19 protein-coding genes are annotated in these 21,387 nt (G+C 72.6%); 6 read left to right on the plus strand and 13 right to left on the minus strand.

What is annotated here, in order from left to right; all coding sequences use genetic code 11:
• Positions 1-804, plus strand: coding sequence for an ABC transporter ATP-binding protein (locus ELY19_RS21890; RefSeq protein WP_126198371.1), 804 nt, complete (start codon positions 1-3; stop codon positions 802-804).
• A gap of 18 nt (positions 805-822) precedes the next feature.
• Here the strand turns inward: ELY19_RS21890 and ELY19_RS21895 are convergent, their stop codons facing one another.
• From ELY19_RS21895 to rimP, 3 genes are read right to left on the minus strand one after another with little or no spacing between them, the layout of a single operon-like run.
• Positions 823-1,131 (minus strand): YlxR family protein, encoded by a 309-nt coding sequence (locus tag ELY19_RS21895; protein WP_227967027.1) that lies wholly within the window; start codon positions 1,129-1,131, stop codon positions 823-825.
• Positions 1,128-2,129, minus strand: a complete 1,002-nt coding sequence (gene nusA, locus ELY19_RS21900) for a transcription termination factor NusA (protein ID WP_126198372.1) — start codon at positions 2,127-2,129, stop codon at positions 1,128-1,130. The genes ELY19_RS21895 and nusA overlap by 4 nt, the downstream gene beginning before the upstream one ends.
• Positions 2,130-2,732 carry a ribosome maturation factor RimP gene (gene rimP, locus ELY19_RS21905; RefSeq protein ID WP_126198373.1) on the minus strand — a complete coding sequence of 201 codons (603 nt, stop codon included), beginning with the start codon at positions 2,730-2,732 and terminating at the stop codon, positions 2,130-2,132.
• Positions 2,733-2,819: 87 nt separating this feature from the next.
• On the opposite strand from rimP, the gene ELY19_RS21910 reads away from it, so the two are divergent.
• The 3 genes from ELY19_RS21910 to ELY19_RS21920 are packed head-to-tail and all read left to right on the plus strand — an operon-like array spanning position 2,820 to position 4,616.
• Complete coding sequence (locus ELY19_RS21910) at positions 2,820-3,347, plus strand: hypothetical protein (RefSeq protein ID WP_126198374.1); 528 nt, start codon at positions 2,820-2,822, stop codon at positions 3,345-3,347.
• Positions 3,344-3,778 (plus strand): DUF4439 domain-containing protein, encoded by a 435-nt coding sequence (locus tag ELY19_RS21915; RefSeq protein WP_126198375.1) that lies wholly within the window; start codon positions 3,344-3,346, stop codon positions 3,776-3,778. Before ELY19_RS21910 ends, ELY19_RS21915 begins: the two co-directional genes overlap by 4 nt.
• A gap of 31 nt (positions 3,779-3,809) precedes the next feature.
• Positions 3,810-4,616, plus strand: coding sequence for a DUF4190 domain-containing protein (locus tag ELY19_RS21920; protein WP_126198376.1), 807 nt, complete (start codon positions 3,810-3,812; stop codon positions 4,614-4,616).
• 70 nt (positions 4,617-4,686) lie between these two features.
• On the opposite strand, the gene ELY19_RS21925 is transcribed toward ELY19_RS21920, so the two are convergent.
• Positions 4,687-6,444, minus strand: coding sequence for a proline--tRNA ligase (locus ELY19_RS21925; protein WP_126198377.1), 1,758 nt, complete (start codon positions 6,442-6,444; stop codon positions 4,687-4,689).
• A gap of 25 nt (positions 6,445-6,469) precedes the next feature.
• Between ELY19_RS21925 and yaaA the strand changes: the two genes are divergently transcribed.
• Positions 6,470-7,216: a peroxide stress protein YaaA gene (gene yaaA / locus ELY19_RS21930; RefSeq protein ID WP_126198378.1), complete on the plus strand. Its 747-nt coding sequence runs from the start codon at positions 6,470-6,472 to the stop codon at positions 7,214-7,216.
• A 9-nt stretch (positions 7,217-7,225) separates the two neighbouring features.
• On the opposite strand, the gene ELY19_RS21935 is transcribed toward yaaA, so the two are convergent.
• From ELY19_RS21935 to mqo, 9 genes are all read right to left on the minus strand, one after another.
• Positions 7,226-9,670: an MFS transporter gene (locus ELY19_RS21935; protein WP_227967029.1), complete on the minus strand. Its 2,445-nt coding sequence runs from the start codon at positions 9,668-9,670 to the stop codon at positions 7,226-7,228.
• A gap of 208 nt (positions 9,671-9,878) precedes the next feature.
• Complete coding sequence (locus tag ELY19_RS21940) at positions 9,879-12,206, minus strand: MDR family MFS transporter (protein ID WP_227967030.1); 2,328 nt, start codon at positions 12,204-12,206, stop codon at positions 9,879-9,881.
• 217 nt (positions 12,207-12,423) lie between these two features.
• Entirely contained in the window at positions 12,424-13,641 is a 1,218-nt protein-coding gene (cobA, locus tag ELY19_RS21945) for a uroporphyrinogen-III C-methyltransferase (protein ID WP_126198379.1), read from the minus strand.
• Positions 13,642-13,671: 30 nt separating this feature from the next.
• Positions 13,672-14,271, minus strand: coding sequence for a DUF4822 domain-containing protein (locus ELY19_RS21950; protein ID WP_197715949.1), 600 nt, complete (start codon positions 14,269-14,271; stop codon positions 13,672-13,674).
• Positions 14,272-14,334: 63 nt separating this feature from the next.
• Entirely contained in the window at positions 14,335-15,729 is a 1,395-nt protein-coding gene (locus ELY19_RS21955) for a cobyrinic acid a,c-diamide synthase CobB (RefSeq protein ID WP_197715950.1), read from the minus strand.
• Complete coding sequence (cobO, locus tag ELY19_RS21960; protein ID WP_126198381.1) at positions 15,692-16,309, minus strand: cob(I)yrinic acid a,c-diamide adenosyltransferase; 618 nt, start codon at positions 16,307-16,309, stop codon at positions 15,692-15,694. Before cobO ends, ELY19_RS21955 begins: the two co-directional genes overlap by 38 nt.
• Before the next feature lie 105 nt (positions 16,310-16,414).
• A complete protein-coding gene (locus ELY19_RS21965; RefSeq protein WP_126198382.1) occupies positions 16,415-18,289 on the minus strand; it encodes a VWA domain-containing protein in 1,875 nt (624 codons plus the stop codon).
• The gene (locus tag ELY19_RS21970; protein ID WP_126198383.1) at positions 18,282-18,731 is read right to left on the minus strand and encodes a GNAT family N-acetyltransferase; all 450 of its coding nucleotides are present in this window, start codon (positions 18,729-18,731) and stop codon (positions 18,282-18,284) included. The genes ELY19_RS21965 and ELY19_RS21970 overlap by 8 nt, the downstream gene beginning before the upstream one ends.
• A gap of 4 nt (positions 18,732-18,735) precedes the next feature.
• Positions 18,736-20,232, minus strand: coding sequence for a malate dehydrogenase (quinone) (gene mqo, locus ELY19_RS21975; RefSeq protein ID WP_126198384.1), 1,497 nt, complete (start codon positions 20,230-20,232; stop codon positions 18,736-18,738).
• Between the two features lie 161 nt (positions 20,233-20,393).
• Here mqo and ELY19_RS21980 point away from each other — a divergent pair, with 161 nt between their 5' ends.
• Positions 20,394-21,386: an alpha/beta hydrolase gene (locus ELY19_RS21980; protein WP_126198385.1), complete on the plus strand. Its 993-nt coding sequence runs from the start codon at positions 20,394-20,396 to the stop codon at positions 21,384-21,386.
• Position 21,387: the final 1 nt, after the last annotated feature.

The following is a 21,387-nucleotide window of genomic DNA, read 5'->3' on the forward strand; positions in this document are numbered from 1 at the left end:
ATGTCCGCCACCACCGAACGGCTGCAGACCGCACCCGCGGCGATCGCGGTGAACGACCTCACCGTCACCTTCTCCTCCAAGCGCGGCACCACCACCGCGATCGAGGGCGTCGATCTGACCGTCGCCGACGGCGAGTTCGTCACCATCGCGGGCCCCTCGGGATGCGGTAAGTCGACCCTCCTCAAGGTCGTCGCCGGACTCACCGACTCGTCCAGCGGCGAGGTGCTCCTCCGCGGGAAGAAGGTCGCCGGGCCCCAGCGCGAGATCGGCTACGTCTTCCAGCGCGCGGCGCTGCTGGAGTGGCGCAACGTCCGCAAGAACATCCTCCTGCAGGCGGAGATGCGGGGCATGCCCAAGCAGGCCGCCGCGCAGCGCTGCGATCATCTCCTCGAGATGACGGGGCTCACGGGCTTCGCCAACGCGATGCCGTACGAACTGTCCGGCGGCATGCAGCAGCGAGTGTCCCTGTGCCGGGCGCTCATGCACGAACCGGACGTGCTGCTCATGGACGAGCCGTTCGGCGCTCTCGACGCGCTCACCCGCGAGAAGATGAACGTCGAACTGCACCGGATCTGGCGGGAAACGGGCACGACCGTCGTGCTGGTCACGCACTCCGTCGCCGAGGCCGTCTACCTCGCGAACCGGGTCGTCGTGATGAGCCCGCGCCCGGGCCGGATCGTCGAGGACATCGCCGTGGACCTGCCGGCCGAGCGGGACTACGCGGACACGATGGAGCGGCCGGAGTTCATCCGGATCGCGAACCGCGTCCGTGAGCTCCTCGGAAGCAGTTCCGCGGCCGACTGACGGCCCGGCCCGCCGACGTCACCCCACCGCGGAGTCGTCGAGCGGGCCGGAGACCCGCAGGGCCCGGCGGAAGGCGTTCCGCTTCCGTGCCTGCTCCCGGCAGCCGGGGTCGTCGTGCAACCACGCGCCCCGCCCCGGCAACCGGTGCCGCCCGTCCACCACGACGGTCCGCGCACCGTCGACCGGCGCGGATGCGACCACCCGGACCAATTCGCCCGCGGGGGCCCGGCGCCGGCATCCGATGCAGGTGCGGACCGGCCCCGGGGCGTCGCCGTGCACGCCGGTTCCCGGCCCGGGGCCGGGGATCCCGCCCGGCCTCCTCGTCACTTCGCTTCCGCACCCTCCGCGTCGGAGCGGATGTCGATGCGCCAGCCGGTGAGCCGGGCGGCGAGGCGGGCGTTCTGCCCCTCCTTGCCGATCGCGAGGGAGAGCTTGAAGTCCGGGACCACTACGCGGGCGGCCTTCTCCTTGGCGTCGACGATGGTCACCGACACCACCGACGACGGCGACAGGGCGTTGCCGACGAAGACCGCGGGGTCGTCGTCGTAGGAGATGATGTCGATCTTCTCGCCCTCGAGGTCGCTCATCACGTTCCGCACGCGCTGGCCCATCGGGCCGATGCAGGCGCCCTTGGCGTTGAGGCCCGCGACCGAGGTGCGCACCGCGATCTTGGAGCGGTGCCCCGCCTCCCGCGCCACCGAGGTGATCTCGACGCTGCCGTCGGCGATCTCGGGCACCTCGAGCGCGAAGAGCTTCTTCACCAGGTTCGGGTGGGTGCGCGAGAGGGTGATCTGGGTGCCGCGCTGGCCGCGGCTCACGCCCACGACGTAGAACTTCATCCGGTCGCCGTGCTCGTAGGTCTCCCCCGGCACCTGCTCCGCGGGCGGCAGGAGCCCCTCGTGGCCCTCACGCTCGCTGCCGATGCGGACCACGACGAAACCGCGGGCCGCCGCGCGGGCGTCGGCCTGCACCACACCGGAGACGACCTCGCCCTCGTAGACGGCGAACTCACCGAAGGTGCGGTCGTTCTCGGCGTCGCGCAGCCGCTGGGTGATGAGCTGGCGCGCCGAGTCCGCGGCGATGCGGCCGAAGCCCTCGGGGGTGTCGTCCCACTCGGTGATGATGTTGCCGTCCGCGTCGAGCTCCTGCGCCAGCACCTTCACCTCGCCGGTGCGGCGGTTGACGTCGATCCGCGCGTGCGGCTGGTGCCCCTCGGTGTGCTTGTACGCGGTGAGGAGAGCCACCTGGATCGCTTCGATGACCGTGTCGACGGAGATGTCCTTCTCCGCCTCGATCGCCCGCAGGGTCGCCATGTCGATGTTCATCTAGTCCTCATTCCTCTGCGCCGCACCGGCGTCCTCGCCCGTCAGGTCCTCCGGTTCGGCACCCGACTCCACGCGCCCGGGCATGATGCCCGAGAGCTCCATCTCCTTGGGGTTCGGCCTGCGGAACTCGACGCGGACGGCGGCCGCGGCCACCTCCGCGAGGTCGAGATCACGGGTCGTCGGGGCGGCCCCCTTCACCCCCGGCAGCACGACGGTGACCGTCGCCCCGCGCGGCCCGTCCTCCGTGAGCCGCCCGATCCGGGCCAGGAGGTTCGTACCGTCCGTCAGCTCGATCGCCGCCTGGCGTCCGCGGGCGCGCCGCCAGTGGCGCGGCTCGGTGAGCGGGCGCTCCGCACCGGGCGTGGTGACCTCGAGGGTGAACGCCTGGGCACCGAAGACGTCGTCCGCGTCGTCGACCGCGGCGGAGAGCGTCCGTGCGACCTCCGCCAACTCGTCGAGGGTGGGACCCGCGTCGCTGTCGACGACCACGGCGATGGAGGACTTGGTGCCCGCGTTGTTGATCTTCAGCCGCTCCAGGTCGAGCCCGGCCGCATCCAGGTGGGGCGCGATGACGGCCAACACCTTCGCCTCGTCGTAAGCCATACGCGCCTCCCTGTGAAATTGTCACCGGACGTGCCCGGTGTCGAACGCTGCAGCCAGTGTACCCGGGCGTCTCGCTACACTCGCCCCGTGATCGCCCCATCCCCGAGCCGCGACGACGACTCCCCGTCCCGTCCCGGCATCGACCGTCGCACCGCCCTGACATCCGTCCTCCTCGCGGGGGGCGCCCTCGCGGGCGGGGCCGCACTGGCGGGGTGCACCACCCCCGAGGACCGCGCCGACGACCCGCAGGCCGTGCGATTGCAGGCCGCGGCCGCCCGGGCCCAGGCCGACGCGGACGCCGCCCGGGGCCTCGCCGTGCTCGACGGGGCCGCCGGACCGCAGCTGCGACTCATCGCGGATCAGCGCGGCCAGCACGCCACGGCACTGGCCGACGAGCTGTCGCGGTACGTCGAGCGCCCGACGTCCGTCACCGCCGCACCGTCGTCGACCGCCGCGGCGCCGTCGCCGCTGAACCGCCAATCGCTGCGCGCCCAGCTCGCCCGGTCGGCGAAGGACGCGGGAGATGCAGCGGTCGCCGCGTCCGGCTACCAGGCCGCGCTGCTCGGCTCCGTGGCCGCCGCGACGCGCGTCCACGCGGAGGTGGTGCTCGGATGACCCCCGCCCAGGAGGCCGTCGCCGCCGCGGTCACGTCCGAGCACGCCGCCGTCTACCTGTACGGGCTCGTCGAGGCGTACGCCTCCCCCACCCGGAAGGCCGAGATCGCGACGTACGCCGCCGAGCACCGCTCACAGCGGGACGCCCTGGCGCGGGTGCTCAGTGCCGCCGGCGTCGAAGTTCCCGCCGCGGCTCCCGCGTACACCCCGCCCGAGCCGGTCACCGACCCCGTCAGTGCCGCCAAGGTCGCCGCGGCGGCCGAGGACGACACCGCCGCGGCGCATCGGAACGTACTGTCCCACGCCGATGGTGACGGGATCCGGCACCTCGGCGTCACCGGGCTCGGGGACGCCGCGGTCCGCGGGGCCCGCTGGCGCGCCGCGCTCGGAGCGTCCCCGGTGACCACGCCGTTCCCCGGTATCCGCACCTGACGTTCCCTTTGCCTGCCTTTACACTCGGGGAATGACGTCCAGCGATCCGCAGCAGCCCGGCGACGGGACCTACGACCCGACGGTGATCCGCCCGGCTGAGCCGAAGCCCGCCGCGCCCGACCTGACGAAGCGCGACGGCGACGCGCCCGCCGGACAGGACGTCGCCGGCGATCCCGACGCGGCCACCACCGTGCACAACACGGCGCAGCCGGATCCGTACACCGCGCCCCCGTCGTACGCCCCGCCGGCGGATCCCTACGCGGCACCGGCCGCCGATCCGTACGCGCAGCAGAACCCGTACGCCGCACCCGCGGATCCGTACGCGCAGCAGAACCCGTACGGTGCGCCCGCGGATCCGTATGCGGCACCGTCGAACCCGTACGCCGCGCCCCCGCAGTACCCGGGCCAGCAGCAGTACGGGCAGCAGCCGTACGGTCAGGATCCCTACGGCCAGCCGGGTTACGGACAGCAGGGCTTCCCCGCCTACCCGGGCCAGAACGCGCCGGGCTACCCCGCGCCCGGCTACGGCCAGCCGACCGGCACCAACGGCCTCGCGATCGCATCGCTCGCGGTCGGCGTCCTCGCCTTCCCGCTCACGTGCATCCCGTACGTGGGGGTCGTCGGGTTCCTCATGGCGATCGCCGCGATCGTCCTGGGCGCCGTCGGGATGAACCAGACCAAGAAGACCGGCCAGCAGGGCCACGGCATGGCCATCGCCGGTCTGGTTCTCGGCATCGTGTACATCGTGCTCGGCGTCATCCTCGTGATCGTCGGGGTGGGGCTGGTCGCTTCCGGAGAGTTCGACACCGGCAACTCGCTGCTGTCGCTGCTGGGCTGACGTCGGCCCTTCGCACGACGCAGGAAGCCCGCACCGGTCGGTGCGGGCTTCCTGCGTCTGAGGGGCGGCGTCAGCGCGCGGCGGCGACGATCTCCGCGGCGGCGTCGGCGACGGGGATCTCGCGGGACTCGCCGGTGAGGCGGTCGCGGAGCTCGACCACACCGTCGGCCCAGCCGCGACCGACCACGACCACCGTGGGCACACCGACCAGCTCGGAGTCCTTGAACTTGATGCCGGGCGAGGCCTTGCGGTCGTCGAGCAGCACCTGCAGGCCGGCGGCGTCCAACTCGGCGGCGAGCGACTCGGCGCCGGTCCAGGCCCCCTCGTCCTTGTTCGCGATGACCACGTGCACGTCGAACGGGGCGATGCCCTTCGGCCAGCGCAGCCCCTTGTCGTCGTGCTGCTGCTCGGCGATGACGGCGACGAGGCGCGAGACGCCCACGCCGTAGGACCCCTGCGTCAGCCGTACCGGCTTGCCGTTCTCGCCGAGCACGTCGATCTCGAAGGCGTCGGTGTACTTGCGGCCCAGCTGGAAGATGTGGCCGATCTCGATGCCACGGGCCGACTTGAGCACGCCCTTGCCGTCGGGCGAGGCATCGCCGTCGCGGACCTCGGCGGCCTCAATGGTGCCGTCGGGAGTGAAGTCGCGGCCCGCGGTGAGGTTCACGACGTGCCGCCCCGGCGCGTCGGCGCCCGTGATCCACGCGGTGCCGGTGACCACACGAGGATCCACGAGGTAGCGGACCTCGTTCTCCTGCAGCGCCTTCGGCCCGATGTAGCCCTTGACCAGGAACGGGTACTTCGCGAAGTCGGCCTCCTCGAGCAGGGCGACCTCGGTCGGCTCCAGCGACGCCTCGAGGCGCTTGAAGTCCACCTCGCGGTCCCCCGGCACCCCGACGCCCAGGAGCTCCCAGTCGCCGCCCGGCGCGCGGGTCTTGACCATGACGTTCTTGAGGGTGTCGCCCGCCGTGACCTCCCGGCCGAGGACGGAGCCACCGTCGGCCCCCTGGTTGGCCCAGGCGACGAGCGTGTCGATCGTGGGGGCGTCCGGAGTGTCGTAGACCTGCGCGGCCGGCAGCCCGTCGAGCGGGATCGCCGGCGGCGCGGGCGTGACCACGGCCTCCACGTTCGCCGCGTAGTCCGACTCGGTCGAGTGCACGTAGGTGTCCTCGCCGACCTCACTCACCGCGAGGAACTCCTCGGAGGCGCTGCCGCCCATCGCACCGGACGTCGCGGAGACGATGACGTGCTCGACGTTCAGGCGCGCGAAGATCCGCTGGTAGGCGGCGCGGTGCTTGGCGTACGCCTCGGCCAGACCCTCGTCGGAGGTGTCGAAGCTGTAGCTGTCCTTCATCACGAACTCGCGGCCGCGGAGGATGCCGGCGCGGGGCCGCTCCTCATCGCGGTACTTGGTCTGGATCTGGTACAGGATGACCGGCAGGTCCTTGTACGAGTTGTACTCGCCCTTCACGGTGAGGGCGAAGATCTCCTCGTGAGTGGGCCCGAGCATCATGTCGGCGCCCTTGCGGTCCTTGAGCCGGAACAGGCTGTCGCCGTACTCGGTCCACCTGTTCGTGGCCTCGTAGGGCTCCCGTGGCAGCAGCGCGGGCAGCAGGATCTCCTGGCCGCCGATGGCGTTCATCTCCTCGCGCACGACCTGTTCGACGTTCCGCAGCACCCGCAGGCCCAGCGGCAGCCAGGAGTAGACGCCGGGGGCGATGCGCCGCACGTAGCCGGCGCGGACGAGCAGCTTGTGGCTGGGGACCTCCGCGTCCGCCGGGTCGTCGCGGAGCGTGCGCAGGAACAGCTGGGAGAATCGGGTGATCACGACGCCACAGCTTAGTGTGTCCGGTGTGCTGATCCTGCTTCCCCCGTCCGAAACCAAGGCCGGTGGCGGGAAGGGCGCGCCGCTGGACCTGGGCGCGTTGGCCTTCCCGTCGCTCACGCCGACCCGCGAACGCCTCCTCGACGCGCTCATCGCCGTCTCACAGGACGACGGTGCCGCCCGCGCGGCGCTGGGGCTGTCCGAGGGGCAGACCGACGAGCTGGAACGGAACCGGACGCTCCGCACCGCGCCCACCCGTCCGGCGATCGAGCAGTACACGGGTGTGCTCTACGACGCCCTCGACGTGCGCGGCCTGACGAAGGCGCAGCGCGCGAAGGCGGACGCCCGGCTGGCCGTGGGCTCGGCGCTGTTCGGGGTGGTCGGCGCCGTCGATCCGATCCCCGCCTACCGGCTCTCGTCGGGATCGAAGCTGCCGGGACTCGGAACGCTCGCCGCGCAGTGGAAGCCCGACCTCGCCGACGCGCTGGCCGCCGCCGACCGCGGCCTCGTCGTCGACCTGAGGTCCGGTGGCTATGCGGCGCTCGGCAAGGTGCCGGGAGCGGTCACCGCCACCGTCGTGACCGAGAAACCCGACGGCTCGCGCGCCGTGGTCTCGCACTTCAACAAGCACCACAAGGGCCTGCTGGCCCGGGCACTGGTGGTCACGCGCGCCGAGCCCGGCGACGCGAAGGCCGTGGTGAAGGTGGCCGAGAAGGCGGGCCTGCGCGCCGAGCTCTCGTCCCCCACCGAGGTCACGATCGTCACCGCCGGCTGACCCGCCGAGTCAGTCCTCCTCGAGGCGGTGCCGGCGGGCGCGGCTGACGCGCTCGGCCTGCGGCGACGCCTCGGGATGGTGCATGCCGTCCGGCTCGGGCAGCGCGTGTCGGCCGCCTGCCGGAGCCTGCTGCTGCGGCGGCGCCGGTGGGCGCTGGACCGGGGCGCTGGGGCGCTGAACGGCACCGCTCGGACGCCGCACCGGGCCGCTCGGGCGCGGGGCCTGTCCCGGACGCCCGAGGGCGCCGCCGGGGTGCTCCGGGCTCGGCCCGCCGGGGTGTCCGGGCCGGGCCGGGCCGGACAGCGGCGGCTGCGCCGACCGCGGGACCTGACCGCTCGGCCGCTGCACCGGTGCGCTCGGCCGCTGGATCGGCGCGCTGGGGCGCTGTATCGGCGCGCTCGGCCGCTGGATCGGCGCACTCGGTCGATGCTGTGCCTGCGGCGCGCCGGCCGGAGGCCGGTACTGCGGATCCGCCGCGGGCCGCGGTGGCTGCTGCGGGGGCTCCGGCGGGCGCGGCAGGTCGGAGCTCTCCCGATGGATCGGGCCGGACGGGCGAGCGACGCCGGCGAGCCCCTCGCCCGGCCGGCCGGTGCGCGGCAGCGGATCGCTGGGATGCGAGTACGCCTGCGGCGCGACCGGCTGGGACGCGGCGGGCTGGGGCGCGGCCGACCGCTGCGGCGGCTGCGCCGCCGGCCGGTGCTGCGCCGGCTGCTGCGGGGCCTGCGGCCGCTTGATCGCGCGGAACCGGTCGGTGAAGTACACCGGCTCGGGGTCGCCCGGCTGCTCGTTGTACGCGCGGTCGAAGTCCGCGCGGTTGACCGCCGGGAAGGATCCGGACGTGACATCGCCCTCGATCGGTTCCCAGTCGTCGTCGACGTCGTCATCGTCGTGTTCGAGCGCCTGCGCCGGGAACGAGGTCGACGGGATCGCACCACCGGACTTGCTGGACTCCTGGGCCGCCTGCCCCTCGGCGACCTCCTCCGGAGTGAACCGCATGAAGGGCACCACGACGAGGCCGGCCAGGATGAGGATCGCGGCGCAGGAGATGAACGCGAGTCCATACCCCGAGGCGAGTGCCTTGAGCTGCTCAGCGTGGACAGTCGGGTCATTGCTCAGCTCACCGGAGGTGGGGCCGCCCTCCTTCATGATCCGCGAGGTTACGACAACCTGAACCGACGCGAGACCGATGATGCCGCCGAGGTTCTGGCACACCTCGACCAACGCGGACATGGGTCCGATCTCCGACGGGCGCACACCCGCGAGGGCGCACAGTGGCAACGACATGATCGCGAAGCCCACGCCGATGCCGATGAAGAAGACCGGCAGCGCGATGTACGGGAAGTACGTGACCTCGGCGGGATCCTTCGTCATGAGGGTCGGCACGTAGAGGCACGGCACGAAGACGATGATTCCACCCATCAGTACCAGCCATCGCGCTTGGTACTTCACCACGAGCTTCGAGGCGACGGCCACCGAAATGCCCATGCCGACGGCGAACGGTACGAGCGCGAGACCCGATTGCAACGGGGTGTAACCGAGCACCTGCTGGAAGGTGAGCGCAACGTAGAAGCCCAAGGTCGGGATCAGAGCACCGCAGATCAGGATCGCGATCATCGCGGCGACACGATTCCGGTTACGGAACAGCGAGAAGGGCAGGATCGGGTTCTTCGCGGATCGCTCGACGTACAGGAACGCTACGAGGCAGACGACGCTGACAGCGGCGGCGGCGTAAACGGCCGGGCTTTTCCAATGTTCCTCCGGTCCAGCGGTGAGTGCGTACACGCCGGTCACGCAGCCGGCGACTGCGAGGATCGCTCCCTTCACATCAAGGGCGTGCCGACGCTCGGCGGCCGACTCCTCGAGGGCGAAGTAGCCTCCGACCACGCAGGCGATGCCGACCGGAACGTTGATCCAAAAGACCAGTCGCCAGTCGATCGTCGCGAGCACACCGCCTGCGACGAGCCCGGCAACAGAGCCCAGGCCGCCCATTGCACCGAAGATGGCGAAGGCCTGGTTACGCGCCTTCCCGGGCGCGAACGTGGTCGCGATGAGCGCCAGCGCCGTCGGACAGGCGATCGCGGCGAAGAGGCCCTGCCCCGCCCGGGCGGCCAGCAGCCACGCCTCGTTGGTCGCGAAGCCGGTGAGGAGGGACGCGAGCGTGAATCCCGCGACCCCGAGGATGAACATCCGTTTGCGGCCGAAGGTGTCGCCCAGCCTGCCGCCGAGCAGCATGAAGCCGCCGAAGGTCACCGCGTACGCGCCGTACACCCACACCTTGGCGGCGTCCGACAGGTGCATCGCGTCCTGGATCTTCGGCATGGCGACGAAGACCACGGTGCCGTCGAGCACGGCGAGGAACATCATGCCGGAGAGGACGACGATGGCGAGACCGAGAGCGCTGCCCTTGACGCGGTACGTCTGCGCCGGGGCCCCGGGGGCCATCGTTGAGGTCATGAAGACCGAGGCTACCGGCTGAGAGAAGTCACGAAGAAATCGCTCGTGCCGGTTTCCGGGCGGCAGGGCGCGGCCCGCGGGGCCGGTGCGTGCACTCAGCAAGCATTGTGCGGGGCGTTTGCGCAGACCACGGACGGTGCAGCCGAATCGAGCGCCGGGCCGCACACCCGATGGTCACAATTCGGGCGACACGCCGGGCACGGCCCCGTCAGTCCTCCCGGCGGTGCCGCCGCGCCCGGCTCACGCGGTCGGCCTGCGGGGTCGGCGCCGGGTGGTGCATGCCGTCGGGCTCCGGTGCGGCGTGCCGGCCCGTGCGCGCACCCGCGGGGACGGGCTCGAAGCGGGGCTCGGGCCGGGGTGCCGGCGCGGGCCCGTCGGTCCGCGGCGCGGGCGGGTCGACCCGGTACTGCTGCGGGGCGGGCCGCGGCGGGCGGTAGTCGGGAACCGCGGCGCGCGGGGTGGGCGGCACCGGCGGGCGCGGCAGGTCGACGCTCTCGCGCTGGATCGGACCGGAGGGCCGGGCGATCCCGGCGAGCCCCTCCCCCGGGCGGCTGCCCGGACGGGGCAACGGATCGCTCGGGTGCGAGTAGGCCTGCTGGGGCGTCGACGGTGCCGGGCGGCGGTGCGGCTGCGGGGCGGCGGGCCGCGGGTGGGCCTGCTGCGGAGCGGACGGCGCGGGACGGCGCGGCGGGCGGGCGACGGGGACCTGCTGCGTCGGCGGTTGCGGCACGCCGGGGCCGGGTCGGGCCGGCACCGGGCCCGCCGGGGGCGCTGCCGCGCCGGACTGCGCGGATCCGCCCTCGACGTCGGAGCGCTTAATGGCGCGGAACCGATCGGTGAAGTACACCGGCTCGGGATCGCCCGGCTCCTCGTTGTAGGCGCGGTCGAAGTCCTCGCGGCGGATCGCGGCGAAGGACCCCGAGGTCACGTCTCCTTCGAGAGGCTCCCAGTCGTCGTCGACGTCGTCGTCATCATCCTCGAAGGCCTGCGCCGGGAAGGACGTGGACGGTATCGCGCCACCGGACTCGCTGGATTCCTTGGCGGCCTGCCCCTCGGCGATCTCCTCCGGGGTGAACCGCATGAAAGGCACCACCACGAGGCCGGCGAGGATGAGGATCGCCGCGCACGCGATGAAGGCGAGGCCGTACCCGGAGGCCAGGGCATGGATCTGGTCGCCGGTCAACGTGTCGTGGCGCAGGTGGCCGGTGGTCGGGCCGCCCTCGGCCATGATGCGCGAGGTCACGACGACCTGCACGGACGCCAGGCCGATGATGCCGCCGAGATTCTGCGCGACCTCGATCAGCGCGGTCAGCGGGCCGATCTCCGACGGGCGCACCCCGGCGACGGCCCCGAGCGGCAGCGGCACGACGGCCATACCCACGCCGATGCCGATGAAGAAGACCGGAAGGGCGATCTGCGGGAAGTAGTCGATGGTGGCCGGCGCCTTGCTCATCAGCGTCGGCACGTACAGGCAGGGCAGGAAGACGATGACGCCGCCGATGGCCACCAGCCAGCGGGCCTGGAAGCGGCGCACCAGCGAGGCGCTGATCGCCACGGAGATGCCGAAGCCCACGGCGAAGGGCAGCAGCGCGAGGCCGGACTGGAAGGGCGTGTAACCGAGGACCAGCTGGAAGGTCAGCGCGACGTAGAAGCCCAGGGTGGGGATCAGGGCGCCGCACACCAGGATCGCGAGCATCGCGGCGACGCGGTTGCGGTTGTTGAACAGCGAGAAGGGCAGGATCGGGTTCTTCGCGGTGCGCTCGACCCACAGGAACAGGGTCAGGCAGATCGCGCTGATCACCGCCGCGATGTAGACCGAGGCGCTCTGCCAGTGCGCCTCGGGCCCGGCGGTGAGGGCGTAGACGCCGGTCACGCAGCCCGCGACCGCGAGGACGGCACCCTTGACGTCGAGCGCGTGGCGCCGCTCCGACATCGCCTCGTCGAGCGTGAACCAACCGCCGATGGCACAGGCGATGCCCACGGGCACGTTGATCCAGAAGATGAGGCGCCAGTCGATGGTGGCGAGCAGCCCGCCCGCCACGAGCCCGGCGATGGAGCCGAGGCCCGCCATCGCACCGAAGACGGCGAAGGCCTGGTTGCGGGCCTTCCCGGGCGCGAACGTGGTCGCGATCAGCGCCAGCGCGGTGGGCCCCGCGATCGCGGCGAAGAAGCCCTGGCCGACGCGGGCCGCCAACAGCCACGCCTCGTTCGTCGCGAAGCCCGCGAGTGCGGACGCCACGGTGAAGCCGATGACGCCGAGCAGGAACATCTTCTTCCGGCCGAAGGTGTCGCCGAGCCGGCCGCCGAGCAGCAGGAACCCACCGAACGTGAGCGCGTACGCGCCGAACACCCAGACCTTGGTGGCGTCGGAGAGGCCCAGGGCGTCCTGGATCTCCGGCATCGCCACGAAGACGACGGTGCCATCGAGCACCGAGAGGAAGATCATCCCGCACAGGACGAGGATGGGGATGCCGACGGCGCTGCCCTTGACGCGGTAGGTCTGCGCCGGGCTGCTGGGCGCCATCGTTGAGGTCATGATGCCCGAGGCTACCGACTACCCCAGCGGATTCGGAAGTCGTGAACGGTAACAATTGTGACGAGAGTTACTGTAGTGACAGGTCTGACGGCGGCGGATTTCCACCGATTCGGGCGATCAGCGCAGCGCAGAGCGGTGATCGCAGCCCGGAGGCGCCGCGGCCGTCGCGGGGGCGTCACATTCCGCCGACACGCGCGAAACCCAGCCCGGGTGTGGGTCAGCCGCCCAGCGCGGCGGTGAAACCGGCCGTCGCACCCACGACGAGGACGGCCGGCGGTACGACGCTCGCCGCCGCGGCGTCCGCCGCGATCGTGGCGAGGGTGCCGCGCACAGTGCGTTGCCCGCCCGTGGTCGCGTTCTCCACGACGGCCGCCGGGGTCTCCGCCGGACGGCCGCCCGCGATCAGCGCCTCGGCGATGGCGGCGAGGCGCTCCACGGCCATGAGCACCACGACGGTGCCGCGCAGCCGGCCGAGCGCGTCCCAGTCGACGAGGCTGTCGGGGTGCCCCGGCGCGACGTGGCCGGAGACGACGACGAACTCGTGCGTGACGCCCCGGTGCGTCACGGGGATCCCCGCGGCGGAGGGCGCGGCGATCGAGCTGGTGATGCCGGGGACCACGGTGACGGGGATGCCCTCGGCGGCCAGCGCCTCGAGCTCCTCGAAGCCGCGGCCGAAGACGTAGGGGTCGCCGCCCTTGAGCCGGACGACGAACTTGCCCTCGCGCGCCCGGTCGATGAGCACCCGGTTGATCGCCTGCTGTGCCATGGCCCGGCCGTAGGGCACCTTCGCGGCGTCGATGACCTCGACGTGCGGCGCGAGTTCGGCGAGCAGCCGCGGCGGGGCCAGGCGGTCGGCGACGACCACGTCGGCGAGCCCGAGCAGGGCGCGACCGCGCACGGTGATGAGATCGGGGTCGCCCGGCCCGCCGCCCACGAGGGCCACGCCCTCGGGCTTGTGGGTGGGCCGAGCCGCCTCGTCGCCGGTGAGGACGGCGCGCAGGGCGTCGCGGACCGCGGCGGACCGTCGGTGATCCCCGGACGCCAGGACGCCCACCTGGAGCCCGTCGGTGGCGACCGTGGCCGGGGTGACGGCCGTGCCCTCACGCGCGAGATCCGCGCGGACGCAGAAGGTGCGCGCCGCCTCGGCCTCGGCGACGACGGCGGCGTTCACCGCCGGGTCGTCGGTCGCGGCCAGCGCGTACCAGGCGCCGAGCAGGTCGCCGGAGGCGTACTCCCGGCGGTGCCAGACGATGCCGGGCGTGGCCTCGACGGCCGGCGTCGCCTCGGGGGCGATGACGTGGACGTCCGCGCCGGCCGCGAGGAGCACCGGCAGTCGCCGCTGGACGACGGTGCCGGCCCCCACGACGACGACACGGCGCCCTCGCAGATCCAGACCGACGAGGTAGGGATCGTGCGGGGCGCCGTGGCTGTTCATTCCGCTCAGCTTAGTGAGCGGCATCCGTCGCTATGCGCGCGGCTCGGCGTGCTTGGTGGGCGTGTGCACGATGTCGTAGTACACGGCCTTGTTCGAGGCCTCGGGGTACACGCGGTACGTGAACTCCTTCTCGGTGAGGGTCACGATCTCGACGGTGCGGGTGTACTGGACGCTGCCATCGGCGTTCTTGGCGACGATGGTGCGCTTCTTGCCGTCGGGCGAGACGTACCAGGTGCCCTTGCCCTTGGCGGTGTCGTCCAGGTTGTAGAGGGTGAAGGTGCCGTCCTTCTTGAAGTAGGCCCAGCCGACGTAGTTCTTGACGTCCTTGTCGGTGAGCGCGACCTTGGCGCCCTTCGCATCCTTCGCGGAGGTGGTCTCCCACGCGGTCGAGGCGAGGACGGCGCTCGGCGTGCCGGCCTTGACGGGGGTCGGCTTCGAGGCCGACGGCGTGGCCGACGCCGAAGCACCGGTCGACGGCTTGACGGAGGGCTTGGCCGACGCGCTGGGCTTGGCGGAGGACGAGGAGGACGGCGAGCCGGGGGCGGCGTACGAACCGGCGGCGCAGGCGGAGGTGGCGACCACGGCAGCGGCGGCGAAGGTGACGGAGACGAGCTTGATCGACGTGTGCATGAGGCTTTTGTACAGGATGCTCTCAGCCCGCGCGAGGCCCCCGTTCAGGGTGAGACGAATTCCTCACGCGACCGCTCTGACCAGGCGTTCCGCCACGTCCGGGTATCCGGCAGGGTGCACATGGAGGTACGAGGAGTGCACTGTGGGCGAAAGGTGCCCATCGGTCACCGCGGCCCCCTCCCCGTCGCGCCATCCCCACGCCGGCGCGGGGCCCGGGGCGAGCGCCGTGCGGTGGAACTCGTGGCCGGTGACGCGCTCCCCCGCCTCGAACAGGGCGCCGCCACCCAGGGCCACGGCGTCCCGGTACCCGAGCGTGAGGCGCGGGGTGAAGGTCGCCGTCCCGGGCACGATGCCGCACATGGGCACGCCGTCGAGCGACTCGGCCAGGTACAGCTGGCCCGCGCACTCCGCGTGCACCACACCGCCGGCTGCGACCAGGCTCCGCAGCTGCGCCCGCAGGGCCGTGTTCGCCGACAGCTTCTCCGCGTACACCTCGGGGAAGCCGCCGGGCAGGACGACGGCGGCGGCCCCGTCCGGCAGCTCGTCGGCGAGCGGGTCGAATCGGCGCACCCGCGCCCCGGCGGCGCGCAGGAGCTCCTCGTGCTCGGCGTAGCCGAAGCTGAACGCCGGGCCGCCGGCCAGCGCGACGACGGGCTCGCCCGCGCGCGCCACCTCCTCCGACGGTGACCACACCGGTCCGTCCGCGACGGGCCGGGCCACCGCGCGGATCCGGTCGACGTCGACGTGCCGTTCCACCAGGTCGGTCATCGCGGCGACCGCGGCGACGGCGCCCGGCCCCCGCTCCGCGGCGGGGACGAGGCCGAGGTGCCGCGCCGGCACCTCCAGCGCCGCCGCGCCGGGCACCGCGCCGACGGCCTCCAGGCCCGCCTGTGCGCAGGCGTCGCGCAGGACACGTTCGTGCCGGGCGCTGGAGACGCGGTTGAGGATGACGCCGGCGATGGAGACTCCGGGCCGGTAGGTGGCGAATCCGGCGAGCAGCGCGGCGAGGGACTGCGAGTGCCCGCGGGCGTCGACCACCAGCAGGACGGGCGCGCCGAGGATCTGGGCGATGTCGGCGGTGGAGCCGATGCCCTCGGTCGCGGCGCCACCGGGGCCGTCGACGATGCGACCGTCGAACAGCCCCATCACGCCCTCGACGACGGCGATGTCGGCGCCGGACGCACCGTGCCGGTACAGCGGGGCGACGCGGGGCGCTCCGCACAGCACCGCGTCGAGGTTGCGGCCGGGACGGCCCGTGGCGAGCGCGTGGTACCCCGGGTCGATGTAGTCGGGCCCCACCTTGAACGGGGCGACGACGCCGGTCCGAGCGAGGGCCCCCATCAGGCCGGTGGCGATGGAGGTCTTGCCGCTGCCCGACGACGGTGCGGCGATGACGACTGCGGGGACGCTCACGCCGGGCTCACCACTCGATCCCCCTCTGGCCCTTCCTCCCCGCATCCATCGGATGCTTGATCTTGGTCATCTCCGTGACCAGGTCGGCGGCGTCCACGAGCGCCTGCGGCGCGTCGCGACCGGTGATGATGACGTGCTGATTGCCGGGCCGGTGCACCAGTGTCTCGACCACCTCGTCGACGTCGATCCACCCCCATTTGAGCGGGTAGGTGAACTCGTCGAGCACGTAGAACCGGTGCTGCTCGACGCTGAGCCGGCGCGCGATCTCCCGCCACCCGTCGCGGGCGGCCTCGGCGTGGTCCTGCTCGGCGTCGTCGGTGCGGCGCAGCCAGGACCAGCCCTGCCCCATCTTGTGCCATTCGACGGGCCCGCCGGCACCGGTGCGCTCGTGCAGCTCGTTCAGCGCGAGCATGGTCGCCTCCTCACCGACCTTCCACTTCGCGCTCTTGACGAATTGGAAGACGCCGATGTCGAAGCCCTGGTTCCACGCGCGCATCGCCATGCCGAAGGCGGCCGTCGACTTCCCCTTGCCCGGCCCGGTGTGGACGGCGAGCACCGGCTGGTTGCGGCGCTGCCGGGTGGTCAGGCCGTCCTGCGGCACTGATTCGACCTTGCCCTGCGGCATGACATCACTCCTTCGGGTCGGGGGCGCTACCGAACTTCACTCCAGCGAGGCGCGGCGACGAATACTGTCGCGCTGCCCGCCGCGAGTCGACTTTCGGAACATACGTCAGGCGACGCGGGCCAGATCCTGCGGGCTCAGGCCGCCGAGCGGGATCATCGGCGCGCCGAGCGCCGTCGCGACCTTCGCCGCGAGGCCCAGCCGGACCATCGAGGTCTCGCAGTCCACGACGACCGTCGCTCGACCGTCGGCGTGCAGGCCCGCGGCGGCGGCGAGGGCGCGGGGCAGCGGGTCCCGGCCGGAGGTCGCCCGACCGTCGGTGAGCACCACGACGAGCGGGCGGCGCGCGTCGGGGCGCAGGTCCTCGCGCCGCAGCAGCTTCCGCGCCTCGATCAGCCCCTCCGCGAGCGGAGTCCGGCCGCCGGTGCGGGCGCGGGCGAGCCGCGCGACGGCCACGTCGACGGACCGCGTCGGCGGCACCAGCAGCGTGGCCTCCGTGGCGCGGAAGCCGATCACGGCGACCTTGTCGCGCCGCTGGTAGGCGTCGCGCAACAGGGACACCGCGGCCTCGCCGACCAGCGCGATCCGCTCCCGCGCGGCCATCGATCCGGACAGGTCCACGACGAAGACGACGAGGTTGCCCTCGGTGGCCTCACGGATCGGGGACCGCAGGTCGGACGGCGCCAGGTGCAGCGGGCCGGCGATGCGGCCGCGGGCGGCCTGTGCGGGTGCGGCGGCGCGCAGCGTCGCGGCCAGGTGCAGGCCCGCACCGGTGCCGGCGGGTGCGGCGCGCACGACGCTGCCGCGCTCCGCGCGCGTCTTCGACCGGCGGCCGGTCGCTCCGCCGGTGCCCGTGCCGGGCACGGTCAGCCGGCCCACGGTGCGGTGTCGCGTGGTCGGCAGCGCGGTGCCCTGCGGCTCGGTCCCGGGCTCCGCGGCATCGTCCTGCGCCGGTGGGTCCGCCTGCTGTCCGCCGGGCCCGCCGTCGCCGGGTCCGCCGTCGCCGGGGCCGTCGGGATCGGGGCCGTCCGGGTCGGGATCGGGCTCGTCGGCGGCGTCACGGGCGTCGTCGAGAGCGCGGTCGAGTTCGGCGTCGTCGAGGCCCGGCTCGTCGAACGGGTCGCGGCGCTTGCGGTGCGGCAGGGCGAGCGCGGCCGCCACGCGCACGTCGTCCTCGGTGACCTCGGCGGCGCCGCGCCACGCAGCATGGGCGCGCGCCGCCCGGGCGATCACCAGGTCGGCGCGCATGCCGTCGACGTCGAAGGCGGCGCACACCGCGGCGATGCGGCGCAGCTCCCCGTCGGGCAGCGCCACGCCGGGCAACCGGTCGCGGGCGTCGGCGATGCGACGGGCCTGTGCGGCGTCGGCATCGGCGTACTCCGCGGCGAAGGCGGCGGGGTCGGCCTCGAACGCGAGGCGGCGCCGCATCACCTCGACGCGGGCGTCCACGTCGCGGCTCGCCCGCACGTCGACGGCGAGGCCGAAGCGGTCGAGCAGCTGCGGCCGCAGCTCGCCCTCCTCCGGGTTCATGGTGCCCACCAGGACGAACCGTGCGGGGTACGAGCGGGAGACGGCGTCCCGCTCGACGGTGACCCGCCCCATCGCCGCGGCGTCGAGCAGCACGTCGACGAGGTGGTCGGAGAGGAGGTTGACCTCGTCGACGTAGAGGATGCCGCCGTCGGCATCGGCCAGTAGGCCGGGCGTGAAGTCGACGCGTCCCTCGCCGAGGGCGCGGTGCAGGTCCAGCGAACCGACGACGCGGTCCTCGGTGGCGCCGATGGGCAGTTCGACGAGGCGGGCGGGCGCTCCGTCGGGACGGGCCGGGAGCAGCGGGGCGAGCGCGCGGGCGGCGGTCGACTTCGCGGTGCCCTTCTCGCCCCGCACGAGCACGCCGCCGACGGCGGGCGCGATCGCGCACAGGGTCAGGGCCAGCCGCAGTTCGTCGTGGCCGACCACGGCGCTGAACGGGTAGCGGTCAGACACCGGCAGGCCTCCTCATGGGGACGTGCGGGATGCCGTCCTCGATGAATTCGTCGCCCTCGCGGGCGAATCCGTACTTGGCGTACATGCCCTCCAGGTGCGACTGGGCCTCGAGCAGGCAGGCACGGCCGTCGAGCTCGGCGAGCGCGGCCCTCATCAGCTCGCCGATCAGGCCGCGCCCGCGGTACGCGGGGGCCGCGCACACCCGGCCGATCGCGGCGACGCCCGGTCCCTCGTCGGTGACGCGCACCGTCGCGATCGCGCCGCCGGAACCGCCGGGGGCGGCACCGTCGGGCAGCCAGAGGTGGACGGTCGACGGGTCGAGGTCGCGCCCGTCGACGTCGAGCCACGGGCTCTGCTGCTCGGCGATGAAGACCTCGGCGCGCAGCTTCAGCAGCGCGTAGAGGCTGCTCGCGTCGAGCTCGTCCCCGGTGGCCCGGCGCACGCCGCTACGCCTGCGCGTCGGCCCCGACACCCGGGGACAGCTGCAGCGTGCGGTTGGTCCAGTCCCAGACCTGGTCGAACAGCTGCTTGTTGTCGTTGAGGGTGGTCCCGTAGGACGGGATCATCTCCTGCAGCAACGGCTTCCACGCCTGCATGTGCTTGGGGAAGCACTTGCCCAGCACGTCGAGCATGGCGGGGACCGCCGTCGAGGCGCCGGGCGAGGCGCCGAGCAGGCCGGCGATCGACTCGTCGTTCGCGGCGATGACCGCGGTGCCGAACTCGAGGTTGCCGCCGCCGGGGCCCTTGCGGATCACCTGGACGCGCTGGCCCGCGGTGATGAGCTCCCAGTCGTGGCCGTCGGCGCGGGGGACGAACTCGGACAGCGTCTTCACGCGGTCGGCGGGCGACTGCAGGAGCTCGCCGATGAGGTACTTGGTCAGGCCCATCTCCTTGAGGCCGACGGCCATCATCGGGAGCAGGTTGTTCGGCTTCACCGACAGCGGCAGGTCGGTGTACTGGCCGGCCTTGAGGAACTTCGGCGAGAAGCCGGCGTAGGGCCCGAACAGCAGGCCCTTGTTGCCCTCGATGACGCGGGTGTCCAGGTGCGGCACGGACATCGGCGGGGCGCCGACCGCCGCCTTGCCGTAGACCTTCGCGGCGTGGTGGTCGATGAGCTCGGGGTTCGAGCAGCGGAAGAACTGGCCCGAAACGGGGAAGCCGCCGAAGCCCTTGGCCTCCTTGATGCCGGACTTCTGCAGCAGCGGCAGTGCACCACCACCCGCGCCGACGAACACGAAGCGCGCGTCCACGTGGGAGACCTCGTGGGTGCGCAGGTTCTTGACGGTGAGGCGCCAGCCCTCCTTCGTGCGCTTGAGGTTGGTGACCTTGGTGCCGAAGTGGACGGCGCCGCCCTTGCCGACGAAGTTGATGAGCTTCTTGGTCAGCGACCCGAAATCGACGTCGGTGCCGCCCTCGTACCAGTTGACGGCGACGGGATCGCCGAAGTTGCGGCCGGCCGCCATTATCGGCAGGCGCTCGGTGAAGGTGGCCGGGTCGGTGAAGAACTCCATCCCCTCGAACAGGGTCTGGTGCGCGAGCGCGTCGTAGCGCTTGCGGAGGTACTCGACGTTGTCGGCACCGTGCACGAAGCTGGCGTGCGGGATGGGGTTGATGAAGTCGGAGGGCTGATCGAGCACGCCCGCGTCCACCGCGTAGGCCCAGAACTGGCGCGAGACCTGGAACTGCTCGTTGATCGTGATGGCCTTGGAGATGTCGACGGAACCGTCGGCGGCCTGCGGGGTGTAGTTCAGCTCGCACAGCGCCGAATGGCCGGTGCCCGCGTTGTTCCACGGATCGGAGGACTCGGCGGCGGCGGCGTCGAGGGACTCGAAGACGTTGATCGACCAGCTGGGCTCGAGCTTGCGGAGCAGGGTGCCGAGCGTGGCGCTCATGATTCCCGCGCCGACGAGCGCGACGTCCGTGCTGATCACGTTACGGGCCATCTGGTAGTTCACTCCTCGACGTGGGGCGGGGCCACCGATCGGCCCCCTTCTGCGCCAGAACCTTACTCCGGGGCCCTTCGGTGGCGCGCGGCACACCGTGCTGGACGGCCGGACCACCCGCGGAGCACGACCGGACCGCGCGGCGTCATTACAGTGAAGCCGTGGCGACCACTGAGCTGACCTTCTCCCCCGACATTCTGGGCGACGATTTCGCCCAGCACACCTTCGAGCTGGGCCCCGACCCGGACGGCGAGCCGGGCGGCGACGTCGTCGCCACGCTGGTCAAGCACGTGGCGGGTCCACAGGACCCGCACCACGCGGTGCTGTGGGTGCACGGATTCTCGGACTACTTCTTCCAGACCGCCGTCGCCGAGTTCTTCGCGGACCGCGGTTACGCCTTCTACGCGCTGGACCTGCGCAAGTGCGGGCGTTCGCTGCGCGACGGGCAGTCGGCGCACTACGCGACCGACTTCACCGTCTACGACGCCGAGCTGGACCTCGCCGTCGCGGCGATCGAGCAGGAGCACCCGGGCCTCGGCGTCGTCGTCGCGGCGCACTCGACGGGCGGCCTGATCACCCCGCTGTGGCTCGACCGCCGCCGCAAGGCGGGTCGCACCGCCCCGATCGTCGGCCTGGTGCTCGACAGCCCGTGGTTCGACCTGCAGGGCTCCGCGGTGCTGCGCGAGGTCGCGACGCCGGTCGTGAAGCTCATCGGCAAGGCCGTGGGCACCCGCATCGTCCCCGTCGAGGCGGTCGGCGTGTACGGCCAGACCATCCACGCCGACGAGCACGGCGAGTTCGAGTTCGACGTGCGGATCAAGCCCATCGAGGGCTTCCCCGTGCGGTTCGGCTGGCTGCGCGCCGTCCGCGTCGCGCACAGCCTGCTGCACCGCGGCCTCGACGTGGGCGTCCCGTCGCTCGTGCTGCGTTCGACGAAGAGCTTCGCCCCGAAGGAGTGGAGCGAGGAGGCCGGGCGCGCCGACGTGGTGCTCGACACCCGGCAGATCGCGAAGTGGTCGGGCGCCCTGGGCGGCCGGCTCACGGTGATCCCCGTCGAGAACGCCAAGCACGACGTCTTCCTCTCCGAGAAGGACGCCCGCGAGACCGCCTACGCCGAGCTGGGCGCCTGGCTGGCCCGCGAGATCGAGGCCTGAC

It is taken from the genome of Tsukamurella paurometabola, assembly GCF_900631615.1.
GTDB lineage: Bacteria > Actinomycetota > Actinomycetes > Mycobacteriales > Mycobacteriaceae > Tsukamurella > Tsukamurella paurometabola_A.